This window comes from Sphingobium sp. VMM, assembly GCF_056790315.1.
On the sequence record NZ_JBXGSI010000003.1, the window covers coordinates 80,447 to 96,428 of the forward strand.

Sequence of the window (15,982 nt, forward strand, 5' to 3'; positions counted from 1 at the left end):
AAGCGGCTTCGCTCCGCTCAGCAGAGGGCTTCGACAGGCTCAGCCCGAACGGGGAGAGATATGTGCGGATCATGCAGGGACGCCCTGCAAATTGAGCGTGGTCGGCGTGGGGCCGACGCGAAGCGGGTCATTCATGATCGGCGCGGGACCGATGCTTTCGAGCAAGTCTGCCATGTCGCGCGCCGCATCCGGGCGGCCACAGGCACGGGCGCGCTTGGCGGCATTTTGCAGGGCGCCGGGTTCCAGCGCCATCTTCTGCATCTGCTTGGCCAGCTCCACGGCGGTGAAGCGCGACTGGGGGATGGTGCGGGCGCCACCGGCCTCGGTCATCTCGCGCGCATTGGCGGTCTGATGATCGTCCATGGCGCTGGGCAGCGGCACCAGGATGGCGGGGCGGCCGGCACAGGTCAGCTCGGCCAGGGTCGATGCCCCTGCCCGCGCGATCATCAGGTGCGACCAGCCCAGCTTTTCGGGCACGTCGTTGAAATAGGTGGCGAGATCGGCCGGGATCTCCATCTCGGCATAGGTAGCGCGCACCCGCTCGATATCCTCGGCACGGCACTGCTGCGTCACCTGAAGGCGGCGGCGCAACGCGATCGGCAGCATCGACAGCCCTTCGGGCACGACGCTCGACAGGATGCTTGCCCCCTGGCTGCCGCCGATCACCAGCACGCGGAACACGCTCTCGTCAGTCAGCGCGGGAAATTCCTCGTCGCGCAGCGCCTTCACTTCCTCGCGCACCGGATTGCCGACCAGATGCACCTTGCCGGCATATTTGTCCTTGAGGCGCTCGACCAGCGGATAGGCGGTGGCGATCGCGTCGACCCGGCCGGCGAGCAGGCGGTTGACCCGGCCCAGCACCGCATTCTGCTCATGGATCGCGGTCGGGATGCCGTCGGCCAGCGCGCCCAGCAAAGCGGGCATGGCGGGATAGCCGCCAAAGCCGACCACGGCGGTCGGCTTGAACGTGTCGTTGAGCCGACGGGCCATCGCCCGGCCGGCCAAGATCGCCTTCAAGGCGCCGGGCCAGCTCGCCGGATTCTTGGTCATGCGCCCCGCCGGCATGACATGGACCTGCGCCTTGTCGAAAATGCCGGGGATCTTGGCGCCGCGTTCATCGGTGACCAGGGCGACATGATGGCCGCGCGCCATCAGTTCCTCGGCCACCGCATGCGCGGGAATCATGTGACCACCCGTCCCGCCGGCGGCGAGGACGAAGTGACGGGAAATGCTCATCGACCACTCCATTTGACGACCGTGTGCCGACCCATGAAGGGGTTGCGCCGCGTGAATGCGAGCAGCAGGCCGACGCCGATACAAAGCGCGAGCATAGAGGAGCCACCGTAGCTGATAAAGGGCAGCGTCATGCCCTTTGACGGAAAAATCTGCGCATTGACGCCCATATTGATGATCGCCTGCAGCCCGAACTGGGTCGTGAGGCCGGCGGCGGCGAGGATGGTGAAATTATCCTCCTCGTCCAACAGGCGCAGCAGCACGCGCACGACGATCGCCAGATAGACGCAGGCGATGGCGATGCAGGCGAGCAGGCCGAACTCCTCGCCGATCACCGAGAAGATATAGTCGGTATGGGCTTCGGGCAGACGGAACTTGTTCTGGCCGCCGCCCGGCCCGACGCCGGTGAAGCCGCCATGGGTGATGGTGCGGAACGCCAGGTCCGTCTGGTCCGGGCCGGTATCCATCTGGACGCCGATGCCCAGGAAGTCGTTGATGCGCTGGCGACCATTTTCATAGAACATGTAGACCGCGACAAGCCCCGCCAGCGCCAGCCCGCCCAGCATGGCGATCCAGCGCATTTCGAGGCCTGAGAGCATCAGCAGCACGCCCCAGCAGGCAAGGAAGATGACCGTCTGACCAAAGTCCGGCTGCTTCATCAGGATCGCGGCGATCAGCAGCGTCATCGCGCCGGTGAGCGGCATCACCGGCAGGCTCTGGTCCTTGGCGCGCAGCGACAACAGCCAAGCCAGCGTCACGACATAGACCGGCTTCAGAAATTCCGAGGGCTGAAAGCGGAAGCCCGGCAGGTCGATCCAGCGCTTGGCGCCGTTCACGGTGGAACCCAGCAGCGGCACGAACAGCAGCATCAGGAAGAAGAAGACGGCCAGGAAGATTGCCAGCCGCCGCGCCTGTGGCCGGGGCAGCATGGAGATGACGAGCATGATCGGCAGGCCGATGAACACCCACATCAGCTGGCGATAGAAATAGATCAGCGGATTGACCGCCACCTGCGCGGTCGAGCGGTCGATCGCGGCAACCGGCGATGCGGCGGCCACGGCGACCAGCCCGATCGCCATCAGCGCGACGATCAGCGACAGCAGCACCCGGTCGATTTCCCAGAACCAGATGGCCAGCGCGGTACGCTCGCGCGGCACGGTGCGGGTCTTGAAGCCCTTCACCAGTTCGCCCGCCCTGAACATGCCCTTACGTCCCTCGCTATCCATCCCGTTGCCCCCGATCGCCCTGCCTATTCCAGAGCGTTCTATTCCAGCGCGTTCACGGCCGCGGCAAAGGCATCGCCGCGCGCCTCGAAATCCCGGAACTGGTCGAAACTGGCGCAGGCCGGCGACAGCAGCACGACATCGCCCGGCTGGGCGATGCGCGCGGCGCGACGGACGGCGGCGCTCAGCATCTCGCTGTCATCGACCGCCATGTGCGGCCGCAACAGGTCGGCAAACATGTGGCCCGCCTCACCAATGGTGTAGGCATGGGCGATATTGCCATAATAAGGCGCGCATTCGTCCAGATTGTCGGACTTGGCGACGCCGCCCAAAATCCAGTGGATGCGGGGCTTGCCATCCTTGGCCGGCCAGGCACCCAGCGCCGGCGCGGTCGAGGCGGCATTGGTCGCCTTGCTGTCATTGACGTAGAGCACGCCATTATGCGTGCCCACCGCCTGCATCCGGTGCGGCAGGCTGGCATAGCTGGCGAGCGCGGCCATGATGGTCGCGTCATCGATGCCCAATGCCCGGCCGACGGCGATCGCGACGGCGGCATTCTGGGCATTGTGCGGCCCCTGCAGCGACGGCCAGCCAAGCTGAGCCTCCGGATCGATATCGGCGGCCTTCACTTCGCGCAGCTGCGCCGGGGCCGATGCGGCGATGCCACGGCTCGGCTCATCCTCGGTCGCGATGACCGCGACATGTTCGGCCGATTGCATGGCGAACAGCCGCGCCTTCGACGCGACATAGCCGGCAAAGCCGTTGTAGCGATCAAGATGGTCGGGCGTGATGTTGAGCAACACGGCGACATCGCAGTCGAGGCTGTGCGTGAGGTCGATCTGATAGCTCGACAATTCCAGCACATAGACGCCCACGCCATGCAGGTTCGGCTCCAGCGGTTCCTGACCCAGGATCGGCAGGCCGATATTACCGCCCATCCGCGCCGGGAAGCCCGCCTGCTCGATGATGTGATGGATCAGCGCGGTGGTGGTCGACTTGCCGTTGGTGCCGGTGATGCCGACGACCTTGTGCGGCGGCAGCGTCGGCCGGGCGAGCGCGAACAGTTCGATGTCGCCGATGATCGGCACACCGGCGATCTTCGCCCGCATCGCGATCGGATGCTTGTTGAGCGGCACGCCCGGCGACACAACGATGCCGTCGAAACCGGCCAGGTCGATCTCCATTGGGTCGCCCAGTTCAGCCTTGTCGGCGACGGCCGCCCGCGCTTCCTCGCGACTGTCCCAGGCGACGACGCGCGCGCCGCTGGCGACGAGCGTCTCGACCGTGGCCAGCCCCGAACGGGCCAGCCCCAATACGGCGTAGGTCTTCCCCTTGAAGGCCTGCGAAACGATCATCCGCTTACCTCAGCTTCAGCGTGGCGAGGCCGGCGAGCGCCAGCACGAAGGAGATGATCCAGAAGCGGATCACCACGGTCGGTTCGGCCCAGCCAAGCTGTTCGAAATGATGGTGGATCGGCGCCATCTTGAACACGCGCTTGCCGGTCCGTTTGTAGAAGAAGACCTGGATGATGACCGACAGCGCCTCGACCACGAACAGGCCGCCGACGACGCCCAGAACGATTTCATGATGGGCGGTGACGGCGATCACGCCGATCGTGCCGCCCAGCGCCAGACTGCCAGTATCACCCATGAAGACCGCGGCGGGCGGCGCGTTGAACCAGAGGAACGCCAGCCCCGCGCCGATGATCGCGCCGCACAATATGGTGAGATTACCCGCGCCCGGAACATGCGGGATGCCCAGATAGGTGGCGAAGTCCGCGCGGCCGACCAGATAGACGATCGCCATGAACGCCATGCAGGCGATGATGACCGGCATGGTGGCGAGGCCATCGAGCCCGTCGGTCAGGTTCACCGCATTGCCGAAGGCGACGATGACGAAGGCGGCAAACAGGAAATAGAAAGGCCCAAGCTCGATCGCAGGCCCATTGTAGAAGGGCACGTAGAGCGCGGTGTTGCCATGCTGGTTGACGATCATCCAGGCCGCGAAACCGGCGATCAGGAACTCGAAGGCCAGGCGCATCTTGGCCGACAGCCCCTTGTGGCTGGCCTTGGTCACCTTGTCATAATCGTCGAGGAAGCCGATCGCGCCGAAACCCAGGGTCACGAACAGGCAGGCCCAGACATAGGTGGAGGACAGGTCCATCCACAACAGCACCGATACGACCATGGAGGTCAGGATCATCAGGCCGCCCATGGTGGGCGTGCCGCGCTTGGCCAGATGGCTCTGCGGCCCGTCGCTGCGGATCGGCTGCCCCTTGCCCTGGCGCACGCGCAGCCAGCCGATGAATTTGGGGCCGATGACCAGGCCGATGATCAGCGCGGTCGCAATCGCCGCGCCCGCCCGGAAGGACAGGTAGCGGATGAGGTTGAAGGCCCCCGCAAAATCCAGGGTCTGGGCAAGCCAGTAGAGCATCAGTCTTTATCTCCGTCGCGGGCGGCATCGCCAAGGGCGGCGACCAGGCGGGACAGCCCGATGCCATTGGAGCCCTTGACCAGGATCGCGTCACCCGCACGCATTTCCTTGTTGATCAGATCGGTGGCGGACGCGGCGTCCGGCACATGGTCGAAGGCGACAAGGCCGCCAAGGGCGTCGGCCAGCGGCGCCATCTCCTCGCCCACCAATATCGCATAGTCGACGCCATTCTCGCTCAACGGTTGCGAGAGTGCGGCGTGCAGTTCGGTGCTGCGGCTGCCCAGTTCGCGCATGCCGCCCAGCACGGCGATGCGGCGGTCGGCCTGCTCGCGCCCCAATTGCTTGAGCGTTGCCGCCATGCTCAAGGGGTTGGCATTATAGCTTTCGTCGATCAGCAGCGCCTCGCCCCCCGCCACCGGCAGGATGCGGCGCGCGCCGCGTCCGGGCAGGCCCGGCATTTCCGCCAGCGCCAGGCCCGCAGCGGCCAGATCGCCGCCCAGCGCCTCGACCGCGGCCAGCACGGCGAGCGAATTGGACACCCAATGGTCGCCCGGCGCGCCGACGGTGAAGCAAAGCTCCACCCCCGGCAGCGCCGCGGTCACCAGCGTCCCACCGCCCGGCGCCGGCACGGTATCGCGCACGAAAATATCCGCCTCCGGACTGAAGCCGAAGGTCAGGATATGATCGGCATGACGCTCCGCCTTGCCATAGAGGGTCGCGACATGCGGGCTGTCATAGGGGATGACAGCGGTGCCGCCCGGCTCCAGCCCCTCGAAAATCTCGGCCTTGGCTTCGGCGATCTTTTCCTCTGTCCCGAAAAATTCGATATGGGCCGGCGCGATGGCGGTGACGATCGCCACGTTCGGGCGCACCTGCCGCGTCAGCGCAGCCAGTTCGCCGGCATGGTTCATGCCCATTTCGAACACGCCATAGGCCGCATCGCGCGGCATCCGCGCCAGGCTCAGCGGCACGCCGACATGGTTGTTATAGCTTTTGACCGACCGATGGACGCCGCCCGGACAGGCCCGTTCAAGGGCATGGAACAGCGCTTCCTTGGTGCCGGTCTTGCCGACAGAGCCGGTCACGCCGATGATCTTCGCGTTGCTGCGCTTGCGTGATGCACGGCCCAGCGCCTCCAGCGCGGCGGCACTGTCGGCCACCAGCACATGGGGATAATCGACCGGCTCGCTGACGATCGCGCCGGCCGCGCCCTGGGCAAAGGCCTTGTCGACGAACTTGTGGCCGTCGGTCGTCTCGCCCTTCATCGCGACGAACAGGTCGCCCGCGCCCACCTCGCGACTGTCGAAGGCGACGCCAGAAACGGCGAACGGCGCCGACACGGCGCCGCCCGTAGCGTCTGCGATCTCGGCCGAGGTCCAGAGATCGCTCAACCCGCGCACTCCCGTGCCACGGTGACATCGTCAAAGGGTAGCACCCGGTCGCCGATGATCTGGCCCTGCTCATGCCCCTTGCCGGCGAGCAGGACGATATCGTCGCCCCCCGCCTGACCGATGGCCGCGGCAATCGCCGCGCGGCGCCCGCCAATTTCCTCCGCCCCCGGCGCGCCCGCCATCACGGCGGCGCGGATCGCGGAGGGTTCTTCCGAACGGGGATTGTCGTCGGTCACGATGACATGGTCGGCCAGATCGGCGGCAACCTTGCCCATCAGCGGGCGCTTGCCCGCATCGCGATCGCCGCCCGCGCCGAACAGCGCGATCAGCTTGCCCCTGGTATGGGGACGCAGTGCCTCGATCGCGGCGCGCAGGCCGTCGGGCGTATGGGCATAGTCGACATAGACGGGCGCGCCCGCCTTGCTGATGACGGCGCGTTCCAGACGGCCGCGCACCGGCTGGACCCGGCCCAGCAATTCCAGCACCTTGGCCGTATCGCTGCCGGTCGCGATGACCAGACCGGCCGCCGTCAGCGCATTGGCCGCCTGATAGGCACCGATCAGCGGCAGGTTGACCTTGTAGAGCTTGCCATCGGCTTCGATTTCCAGCGTCTGGCCCAACTGGGTCGGGGTGCGGTTGGCAAGACGCAATGCCTGCCCCTGCACCCCGACGCTCAGCACACGAAGCCCCCGCTTCGTAGCCCGCTGGATCGCCTTGTCCGACCATTCATCGTCGGCCCAGATGACGGCCGCGCCGCCATCGCCCACGACTTCGTCGAACAGGCGCATCTTGGCGTCGAAATAGCTGTCCATGTCGCCATGATAATCGAGATGATCGCGCGACAGGTTGGTGAAGGCGCCGGCCGCAACCGGCAGCCCCTCGGTGCGATACTGGTCGAGGCCATGGCTCGACGCCTCGAACGCGGCATGGGTGATGCCCTCGCGCTTGAGGCCCGACATGTTGGCGAGGAAGGTGACGATGTCCGGCGTGGTGAGCCCGGTCGACACCTGATCGACCGAGGTGGTGACGCCCAGCGTCCCGATCGAGGCCGACTTGTGGCCCAGCATGCGCCACAGCTGGCGCGCCAGTTCGACCGTGCTGGTCTTGCCATTGGTGCCGGTGACGGCGACGGTCACATCCGGGAAAGGCGCGAAATAGCGCGCGGCCAGTTGCGCGAACAGGCGGCGGGGATTGGCGTCGGCGATATGCACCGCGCCCTCGACCTTCGCCTCCGGCCGGGCGACGATCGCGACCGCGCCCGCCTTCACCGCGTCGGCAATAAAATCCTCGCCATTGACGCGCAGGCCCTGAAAGGCACCGAAGATGGTGCCCGGCGCAACCTTGCGATTGTCGATGGCGAAACCCGTCACGGACGTGTCGAGGCCGGTGTTGCCACCGACCTCGACGCCCAGCTCCTCGATTAGCGACCCGAGGCGCATCACTCTGTCTCCTTGTCGCCGTGCAACAGCGGCATCAAATCCGAAATATCCACGTCCCGCCGCTCGTCCGGCATTACGCCAAGCATCGGCCCGGTGCGCTCCACCACCCGCTTCACCACCGGCGCCGCCGTCCATGCAGCGGTACGCAGGCCATATTGGCCCGTCGCCTCGTCCATCGTGACGAGAACCACATAGCGGGGATTGTCCATCGGGAAGGCGGAAGCGAAAGTCGTCACCAGCGAAGTCTTGTTGTAGCGCCCTTCCTGGGGCTTTTCAGCGGAACCCGTCTTGCCGCCCACCCGGAATCCCTTGGCGTCGGCGCTACGCCCTGTACCCGCCGACACGATCATCCGCAACAGCTGGCGCATGCGCGCGCTGGTCGCGGCGGAAAAGACGCGGCGCCCCTCGGGCACTTCATCGGCCTTGAGCTTGCGGATCGTCGCCGGACGCCAGATGCCGCCATTGACCAGCGCCGCATAGGCCGCCGCCAGATGCAGCGGCGTCACCGCGATGCCATGGCCGTAGGACGTGGTCATGCTGGTGATCCGGCCCCAATTGGTCGGCCACAGGCCACCGGCACGCTCATTGAACTCGATCGGCGCGCGCTGGTCGAAATCCAGGCTGCGGAACAGCTTCTGCAACGGCGCGGCGCCCATTTCGTCGGCGATCCGGGCGGTGCCGATATTGGAGCTGTGGACCAGGATTTCCGGCACGTTGATCCAGCGGCCAAGCGAATGGTCGTCCTTGATGCGGAAGCCGCCAACGGCCAGCGGCGCGGTCGCGTCATAACGCTTGCTCATCGAAGTCACGACGCCCGCATCCATGGCCGCCGCGATCGACAGCGGCTTGAACGCCGAACCCAGCTCATAGCGGGCCTGCACCATATGGTTGCAGAGCGGCGATTCGGAGCAGCGCTTGCCGGCATAATTTTGCAGCTTGTTGGGATCGAACACCGGGATCGATGCCATGGCGATCACTTCGCCGGTATTGACGTCCAGGATGATGCCACCGGCGCCCTTGGCCCGTGTCTGGACCAGTTGGGCATAGAGCTCGCTTTCCAGCGCGCCCTGCACCCGGCTGTCGATCGACATGGCGAAGGGCCGGCTACGCTGCGCCGGGTCGATCATCCGATCGTTGAATGCCGCCTCCACGCCCATGCCGCCCTTGCCCTCGGCATTGGGTGCAAAGCCGAGAATATGCGCGGCCAGCGTGCGCTGGGGATAGAGGCGCTCCTTCTCGCGCGGAAATTCGATGCCGATCTCGCCCAGCGCGTTCACCGCCGCCACTTCCTCGGGCAGCGCACGGCGGCGCAGATAGGCCCAGCCGCGCCCCCTCAGCTTCTTGGCGAAGACTGCCTCGGACTCGTCCGGGAAGATTTCGTGCAGCTTGCGCGCCAGTTCGTCGGGATCGCCGATCAGCTTGGACGGGCGCACCGCGATCGAATAGGCGTCCATGGTCCGCGCCAGCGGTACGCCATTGCGGTCGACAATGTCCGCGCGCGCCGGGGTGAAGCCTGACAATCCATCGCCATTGCCGTTGCCGCTCGCGAAAATGCCGACCCAGGTCAGACGCAGGATCAGCACGGCCGTGATCATCATGAACAGGATCAACAGCAACATCAGGCGATTATGGGCGATCGCCGTCAGGTTGACCCGTTGCCGCCCGGCACGGGCGCCGCCCGGCTGGACGATGATCGTGGCCATTAGCGGCCTCCCTTTCGCTCGCGCGCCGCACGGGCGCTAAGGTCACCCATGGTGCTGTCGTCCAGCAACTTGGCATCCAGCATCGCCATGCGCTCCGCCCGGCGCGCGACCGGATTGGGCCGCGACACATCCGCGTCGGCCTTGGCACGCTGTTCGGCCAGCTTCACCGGCGCGGCGGGCTTGGCCAGCTTCTCGACATTATCGGCGGCATGCGCCTCGCGGATCACGGCGATATCGCTGCGGATCTGGCTGGCGGCAGGACTGGCCGGCGCAGCCTGCGGCGCGGACGGCAGATCGGCCGGCGTCTCGACCATCGCCACCATCACCGGCGGCGCGACATAGTCCGGGCCGTTGGGCTGAACGCCATCCAGATGCGCCAGCGCCTGTTCGCCCGCCAGATACTGGCCAGCGGTCGGCGTCGCATACATGAAGTCGTCCTGGTTCCACCGCTCCAGCTGGCGCATGCTGGCGCGCGCGCTGAACTCGGTTTCCAGATAGCGGATATCCCCGCGCGCCTGCGCGATCTGCATCCGCACCCGCATCACGTCATTGCGCTCGGTCGCGACCTTCAAGGAGACGAGATAGGCGCCGAGCGCGCCGAGCGCGACCAGCAACACCCAGATCAGGCTCTGCAATCTCTTGACCGCGATCATGGCCGGGCACTCCGATGGGCATTGGCAACAGGGGCGCCGGTCCGCACGGCGCTGCGCAGGGTGGCGGAACGGGCACGCGGATTGCGCGCCAGTTCCGTTTCGCCGGGCTTTACGGCCTTGGCGGGCTTTTCGAATGCAGGCGCGACCTCGACCTTCTTCTCGGGCAGGTGGCGCGATCCGCCCGCCTCGCTGCCGCTGCGCTTGCGCAGGAACTGCTTGACGATGCGGTCCTCCAGACTGTGGAAGGTCACGATCGCAAGGCGGCCGCCCGGCTCCAGCAGCGCTTCCGCCGCTTCGAGCGCACGCTCCAGCTCCTCCAGTTCGCGATTCACATGGATGCGGATCGCCTGGAAGGTGCGGGTCGAGGGATCCTTCTTGTCATGCGGCTTGTAGCCCAGCGCTCGGCGCACCACGGCAGCAAGCTGCCCGGTCCGCTCCAGCGGCCGCGCATCAACGATCGCGCGGGCAACCCGGCGCGAACGCGGCTCCTCGCCATAGCGATAGATGACGTCGGCAATATCCTCTTCCGCGGCGGTATTGAGGAAATCGGCCGCGCTCATGCCACCCTGGCTCATCGTCATGTCGAGCGGACCGTCCGCCTGGAAGGAAAAGCCGCGTTCGGGCCGGTCGAGCTGCATCGACGACACGCCGATATCCAGCGTGATGCCCGACACGCTGCCGACGCCGCGCTCGGCCAGCAGCTCCTCCATCCGCGAAAATTCGCCGGGGATCAGGGTGATACCCTTTTCATCGGCCAGCGCCTGCCCTTCCCGGATCGCATCGGGGTCGCGATCAAAGGCAAAGACCTGCGCGCCAGCAGCCGCCATGGCACTGGAATAGCCGCCCGCGCCGAAGGTGCCGTCGACATGCCGCTCGCCTGGGGTAATGGCGAGCGCGTCGAGCACTTCGGTCAGGAGGACAGGGATATGCGGCGCGGCGCTCACTTGCCGCCCTCCGTTGCGCGCTGTTCCAGCCAGCGACGCACCTTGTTGCGGATCAGCGCCGGGCGATCCGGGCTTTCGACCAGCGCCTCGGGCTTCCAGATCTGGAAATAACGGCCAACGCCATAGAAGAACACGACGTCGGTGATACCGGCCTCTTCTTTGATATCGGGGTGCAGGAAGAAGCGGCCACCCTCGTCGAAATTCACGTCCTCGATCGTGCCCAGGCGATTCTCGCGCTCTAGGTCACCGTTGAAGGGGCGATTGGCGGCGCGCGCCTCGCGCTCCAGCTCATTCACTTCCTCGAACAGGAACAGCTTATGGGACAGGCCGAAGCCGGTGGCGCAGCCATTGTCCATATGGACCGACAGGCACAGACGGTTTTCGCCGCCGCTCGCCAGCTTCACCTGGCGGCGCATCTCCAGGGGCAGCACGAAACGGCCCTTGCCGTCCGCGACGCTGAACGCGTTGCCCGAATAGAGAATGACGTCCGACACGCTGGAAATTCGCCCCTTTTAAGCAGGGCGCAGGCTTCCCGTCGCCGGAACCGCATTTTCGAATCCCGGCGCAAGACTCTCGCAAAGCCTGACTAACCCCAATGTTGGAATATCTACCAAGCATGAGGCGGCCTGCAAAGGGAAATGTTGGGTGAAGTTGGGAAAAGCCGGTCAGAAACGGGATTAACCGTTTTTTCCTCCTTTCACCAGCTTATTTTCACTTTTTGTTCTCATGCCGTTTCGCCCGGAACGACGGCGCAGCAGCATCAGACCCAGTATCGCCCAGCCTGTCCCAGCCAGAAGCGCCGATCGCAGCCCCAGCCGGACATCCGCGACATCGCGCATCCAACGGCGGCCATCCGGCATCTCCGCGCCCAGCCATTGCGCCATCAGCGCCGGCGTATCGGCGCTCCAGGCGCGCGGGTCGAGCGGCCGCGCCGGATCAGCCAGCCACAGCCGGTCGTCGATCAGGTCCGCGTCGCCCAGCAACAGCACCTCCCCGCGACCGATCCGCAGCCGCAGCGGAACAGCCGCCACCTGCCCCTCCAAAGACAGGGGCTGCATCCCGGCCATCGTCAAAAGCCGCCCATCCGGCAAGAAATGGCGTATTTCCCGGTCACGCACCGCCCCACCCCGCACGCCCCAATGCGCCAGCAAGGGGCCAAGCGTGCCGACCATCGGCGCCCGGCGCCGGTCGCCCAGCGGCAGACCGGAGGGCCAGCGCAGACGCGGATCGGTGAGCAGCAGCAGCCGGCCGCCATTCCTGACCCAGCGGTCAAGCGCGACCAGCGCCTGCGGCGTCATCGCTCGGGGCTGCGCCAGCAGCAGCACGGGCGCGCCGGATGCGGCCAGGGCCCGCACATCATCGATCGGCCGCACGTCGAACCGGCTGCGCAGCAGCGTCACGATCGGCGCATCCCGCCTTGTCCCGACCCCACCCTCGTCCCAGAAGAGCGGCAGCGCGGTGATGACAGCGAGCACCGGACGATCAGGCTGGGAGGAAATGGGACGGGCCGGACCCACGCCGAGCAGCAGCAGCGCTGCGGCCAATGCGACACATGCCGGCAGCCAGCACCGCTGCCACAGCAAAGCGCCACCAGCGGCCGCCGCCAGAGCCAGTAGCAGCAAGCCGATCATGGCCCAGGGGTCGGGCATGCGTGCAGCGGCCAGGGCGCAGAAGAGCAGCGCCATCCCGGCGCCACCCAGCCCCACCCACAGCGCATGCAGAAAGTCCTGCCGCGCCAGCCACCACCCCGTCGGCACGAGCAACAGCAGCGCCGGCCAGCCCCAGCACCATGGGTCTGCCTGCCCGGTGCACCAGGCAACCGCCAAACCGGCAAGCAGCATCAGCGTCGCTGGCAGCAACAGGGTGAGCAGTCGCGAAAGAAAGCGAACGAACGACATCATCGCCCGTCAGGGCGTCTGCGGCGTGGGTTCCTGGTCCATCGGCTTGCGGATCTTGGGATCGGGCTGCAGATCGGGGACGATCGGCGCCATTTCCGGCGCGGGTTGCACGCCCAGTTCGGCGAGCGGCTCCTTGGGCGTGGTGGCGGCAACAGCGGCATTGACGTCGATCGTCGGCACGGCCGGCGGCGCGGACGCAATATCGTCCACCCGCGCCTTGTCGATGACGATATTCGCCAGTCCGACCAGCAGGACAACGCCTGCCAGGCCGGTCAGCCCTATCTGAACGCGCTGCAACCCCTCCTGTCGGCGGGAATGATCAGCCATGAACATGCTCTATTTTATGCCGCCGCGACCCGTGTCGGCCCGTCAATTGTGCGCGAGCCAGGGGAATATCGTCAAGCCCTTCGATTCGAGCCACTGCCGGTTGTAGAGGGTCGACAGATAGCGGAAGCCGGTATCGCACAGGATTGTCACGATTTTCTTGCCCGGCCCAAGCTGTTTCGCAAGCGCAACGGCACCCGCGACATTGATGCCCGACGACAGGCCCAGGCACAGCCCCTCCTCGGCCAGCAGGCGGCGGACCCACTCCAGCCCTTCCTCGTCGGAAATGCGGAACTGGGTATCGATCGGCGCGCCTTCCAGATTGGCGGTGATGCGCCCCTGGCCGATGCCCTCGGCGACCGAATTGCCCTCCGCCTTCAACTCGCCATGGGCGTAATAATTATAGAGCGCCGCGCCATGGGGATCGGCGAGGCCGATGACGATATTCTCGTCATGCGCCTTGAGGCCCAGGCCCACGCCAGCAATCGTGCCGCCGGTGCCCGCCGCACAGATGAAGCCGTCGATCCGCCCTTCCATCTGGGTCCAGATTTCCTCGGCCGTGCCGACGATATGCGCCTTGCGATTGGCGATATTGTCGAACTGGTTGGCCCAGATCGCGCCTTCCGTCTCTTCGGCCAGGCGGCGCGAGGTGTGGACGAAATGACCGGGATTGGAATAGGGCGCCGCCGGCACCGTCACCAGTTCCGCGCCCAGAGCGCGCAGCGTGTCCATCTTTTCCCGGCTCTGCGTCTCGGGCATGACGATGATCGACTTGTAACCCTTGGCATTGGCGACCAGCGCCAGACCGATGCCGGTATTGCCGGCCGTCCCCTCGACGATCGTGCCGCCGGGCTTCAGCAGCCCCTTCTCCTCGGCATCATTGACGATGAACAGGGCGGCGCGATCCTTCACCGACGCGCCGGGATTGGCGAATTCGCACTTGGCGTAGATATCGCATCCGGTGGCTTCGGACGGACCGGCGAGACGCACCATCGGGGTATTACCGATCAGGGCGAGGCTATCTTTCTGGAGCAGCATGCACCCCGCATAGCGGAGCCGATACGTGCTTGCCAAGCAAGGGAATGCTGCATCACGAAAAGAGCCGGTTTGCCCCGGCTTTGCGCGCCGGTCGCCCGCCCCCGATCCAGGGTCGGCCCGATTCCGTGGAGGAATTGGAAAGGAAAATCGGCTATAGCCAGGGCCGCGCGGCAATCGGGCCCGCTCGATACCGGCTGGATGATGCGGCTTTCGCGACAACAGGAACGATGGATCTGGCATGGCGGCCTGGGCGTGGTGGCGCTTGCGGTGCTGGTCGTGCCGCATCTCATCACCGCCGCGCCGCTGGACATGCTGGCCGAGGATCATCATGGCCCCGATCCGGCCGAGCAGGCGGGTGCCAATTTCCCCGGCTCCGCCTTCTTCTATGCCGAAGGCGCCTTCGATCCACCGCCCGGCGCGCTCACCATCCAGAGCCCGCATGTCATGGGCCTGGCCGAGGTCAAGGTGGCGCCGGCCGCCACCTTCCGCGGGCTCACCCCAACCGACAGCTATCGCGCGCTCAACTGCCTGACGTCGGCCATCTATTATGAAGCCGGGAACGAGCCGGAAGAGGGCCAGCGCGCCGTGGCACAGGTGGTATTGAACCGCGTGCGCAGCCCGCTCTGGCCCAACAGCGTCTGCGGCGTGGTCTACCAGGGGTCGGAACGCACCGACTTCCACTGCCAGTTCACCTTCAGCTGCGATGGCGCCATGGCCCGCCTGCCCAACGCCGTCGCCTGGGTCCGCGCGCGCGGCATCGCCCAGCAGGCCCTGTCGGGCAAGGCTTACGCCCCGGTGGGCCTTGCCACCCATTATCATACGCTGGCCGTCCGCCCGGCCTGGTCCGCGACGCTGCAGCCGGTTGCCGTGATCGGCGCCCATATCTTCTATCGTGGCATGGGCTTCAACGGTACGCCCGCCGCCTTTAGCGACGCCTATCCGGGGCGTGAACTGATAGCCGGCCCTGCCCGCCGGATCTGGCCGGTCCAGCCGGTGACGCCCGTCGAATTGATGAGCGCGGGACCGGCAACCGCCTATGTGCCCCTGCCGACGGTCGCGCCCTCCACGCCGGCGACACAGCCCGCCCCAACCGCGCCTCTCACCGCGCCGATCGACAATCTGCCGAAATCGACGATCCGTCCCGAATATCGCAACAGCGGCCGGCCGCTCGGTTGAACCGCACCATCTTTTTGCGCTCGCCTGGCGAGATTATTTTAGGTTAATATCCAATCAACCAGCGAAATGCCTGAAAACAAGGGCAATTAAAATTCGCGATCAGGAGCGGAAATCGGGAACCACCCGCTTTGCCGCTCGTTCTGCATTTCGGATAGCAAATCTTTTGCCCCCCGCTCTTGCTATCCAAAAAATATGAGCCCGGAACGCATCACCCCCCCCCGACGCGTTCCGGGCTCAGACTTTTTCGGGCCACCCTCCCTCATCGTCGAACCAGCGTCAGCCGGCGGAACCCTTCCCGTCCAGGCGTGTTCTCCAGCGGTCACCGATATGGCTCGCCATGCGGTCGGCCGAATTTCGGAAGGAGAAACCGATGACCAAGACAATCGTCACCGCCCTGCTGCTCACCGGCTCGCTGCTGGTATCCGCCTGCAACACGGTGGAAGGCGCTGGCAGGGACGTGCAGAGCGCCGGCAAGGCCGTCGAGAAGTCGGCCAACTGATCACATAAAAAGGCCCGCGTTTCGCGGG

At 66.1% G+C, this 15,982-nt stretch carries 15 protein-coding genes; 2 read left to right on the forward strand and 13 right to left on the reverse strand.

The window, feature by feature from the left end; all coding sequences use genetic code 11:
- Positions 1-69: 69 nt before the first annotated feature.
- The 13 genes from murG to ACUCV3_RS05090 all read right to left on the reverse strand — a co-directional run bounded on the left by murG (position 70) and on the right by ACUCV3_RS05090 (position 14,279).
- The gene (murG, locus tag ACUCV3_RS05030) at positions 70-1,236 is read right to left on the reverse strand and encodes an undecaprenyldiphospho-muramoylpentapeptide beta-N-acetylglucosaminyltransferase (protein ID WP_017501212.1); all 1,167 of its coding nucleotides are present in this window, start codon (positions 1,234-1,236) and stop codon (positions 70-72) included.
- Positions 1,233-2,435, reverse strand: coding sequence for an FtsW/RodA/SpoVE family cell cycle protein (locus tag ACUCV3_RS05035; RefSeq protein ID WP_010336276.1), 1,203 nt, complete (start codon positions 2,433-2,435; stop codon positions 1,233-1,235). Before ACUCV3_RS05035 ends, murG begins: the two co-directional genes overlap by 4 nt.
- 62 nt (positions 2,436-2,497) lie before the next feature.
- On the reverse strand, positions 2,498-3,811 hold the full coding sequence (gene murD, locus ACUCV3_RS05040) for a UDP-N-acetylmuramoyl-L-alanine--D-glutamate ligase (RefSeq protein ID WP_279728690.1): 1,314 nt from the start codon (positions 3,809-3,811) through the stop codon (positions 2,498-2,500).
- 4 nt (positions 3,812-3,815) lie between these two features.
- Positions 3,816-4,889 carry a phospho-N-acetylmuramoyl-pentapeptide-transferase gene (gene mraY / locus ACUCV3_RS05045; protein ID WP_017501213.1) on the reverse strand — a complete coding sequence of 358 codons (1,074 nt, stop codon included), beginning with the start codon at positions 4,887-4,889 and terminating at the stop codon, positions 3,816-3,818.
- The gene (locus ACUCV3_RS05050) at positions 4,889-6,280 is read right to left on the reverse strand and encodes a UDP-N-acetylmuramoyl-tripeptide--D-alanyl-D-alanine ligase (protein WP_004207963.1); all 1,392 of its coding nucleotides are present in this window, start codon (positions 6,278-6,280) and stop codon (positions 4,889-4,891) included. The genes mraY and ACUCV3_RS05050 overlap by 1 nt, the downstream gene beginning before the upstream one ends.
- Positions 6,277-7,719 (reverse strand): UDP-N-acetylmuramoyl-L-alanyl-D-glutamate--2,6-diaminopimelate ligase, encoded by a 1,443-nt coding sequence (locus ACUCV3_RS05055; RefSeq protein WP_279728689.1) that lies wholly within the window; start codon positions 7,717-7,719, stop codon positions 6,277-6,279. Before ACUCV3_RS05055 ends, ACUCV3_RS05050 begins: the two co-directional genes overlap by 4 nt.
- Positions 7,719-9,422 carry a peptidoglycan D,D-transpeptidase FtsI family protein gene (locus ACUCV3_RS05060; RefSeq protein WP_004207965.1) on the reverse strand — a complete coding sequence of 568 codons (1,704 nt, stop codon included), beginning with the start codon at positions 9,420-9,422 and terminating at the stop codon, positions 7,719-7,721. The genes ACUCV3_RS05055 and ACUCV3_RS05060 overlap by 1 nt, the downstream gene beginning before the upstream one ends.
- Positions 9,422-10,075, reverse strand: a complete 654-nt coding sequence (locus ACUCV3_RS05065) for a hypothetical protein (RefSeq protein ID WP_004207966.1) — start codon at positions 10,073-10,075, stop codon at positions 9,422-9,424. Before ACUCV3_RS05065 ends, ACUCV3_RS05060 begins: the two co-directional genes overlap by 1 nt.
- Entirely contained in the window at positions 10,072-11,019 is a 948-nt protein-coding gene (gene rsmH / locus ACUCV3_RS05070; RefSeq protein WP_279728688.1) for a 16S rRNA (cytosine(1402)-N(4))-methyltransferase RsmH, read from the reverse strand. Before rsmH ends, ACUCV3_RS05065 begins: the two co-directional genes overlap by 4 nt.
- Positions 11,016-11,513: a division/cell wall cluster transcriptional repressor MraZ gene (locus ACUCV3_RS05075; protein WP_279728687.1), complete on the reverse strand. Its 498-nt coding sequence runs from the start codon at positions 11,511-11,513 to the stop codon at positions 11,016-11,018. The genes rsmH and ACUCV3_RS05075 overlap by 4 nt, the downstream gene beginning before the upstream one ends.
- A gap of 183 nt (positions 11,514-11,696) precedes the next feature.
- Positions 11,697-12,920, reverse strand: a complete 1,224-nt coding sequence (locus ACUCV3_RS05080; protein ID WP_279728686.1) for a Gldg family protein — start codon at positions 12,918-12,920, stop codon at positions 11,697-11,699.
- A 6-nt stretch (positions 12,921-12,926) separates the two neighbouring features.
- Positions 12,927-13,244, reverse strand: coding sequence for a hypothetical protein (locus ACUCV3_RS05085; protein ID WP_004207970.1), 318 nt, complete (start codon positions 13,242-13,244; stop codon positions 12,927-12,929).
- Positions 13,245-13,286: 42 nt separating this feature from the next.
- Entirely contained in the window at positions 13,287-14,279 is a 993-nt protein-coding gene (locus ACUCV3_RS05090; RefSeq protein ID WP_037510479.1) for a cysteine synthase A, read from the reverse strand.
- Between the two features lie 198 nt (positions 14,280-14,477).
- On the opposite strand from ACUCV3_RS05090, the gene ACUCV3_RS05095 reads away from it, so the two are divergent.
- Positions 14,478-15,455, forward strand: a complete 978-nt coding sequence (locus tag ACUCV3_RS05095; RefSeq protein ID WP_279728685.1) for a cell wall hydrolase — start codon at positions 14,478-14,480, stop codon at positions 15,453-15,455.
- Positions 15,456-15,825: 370 nt separating this feature from the next.
- Positions 15,826-15,954 (forward strand): entericidin A/B family lipoprotein, encoded by a 129-nt coding sequence (locus ACUCV3_RS05100; protein WP_004207973.1) that lies wholly within the window; start codon positions 15,826-15,828, stop codon positions 15,952-15,954.
- The last annotated feature ends 28 nt before the right edge of the window (positions 15,955-15,982 follow it).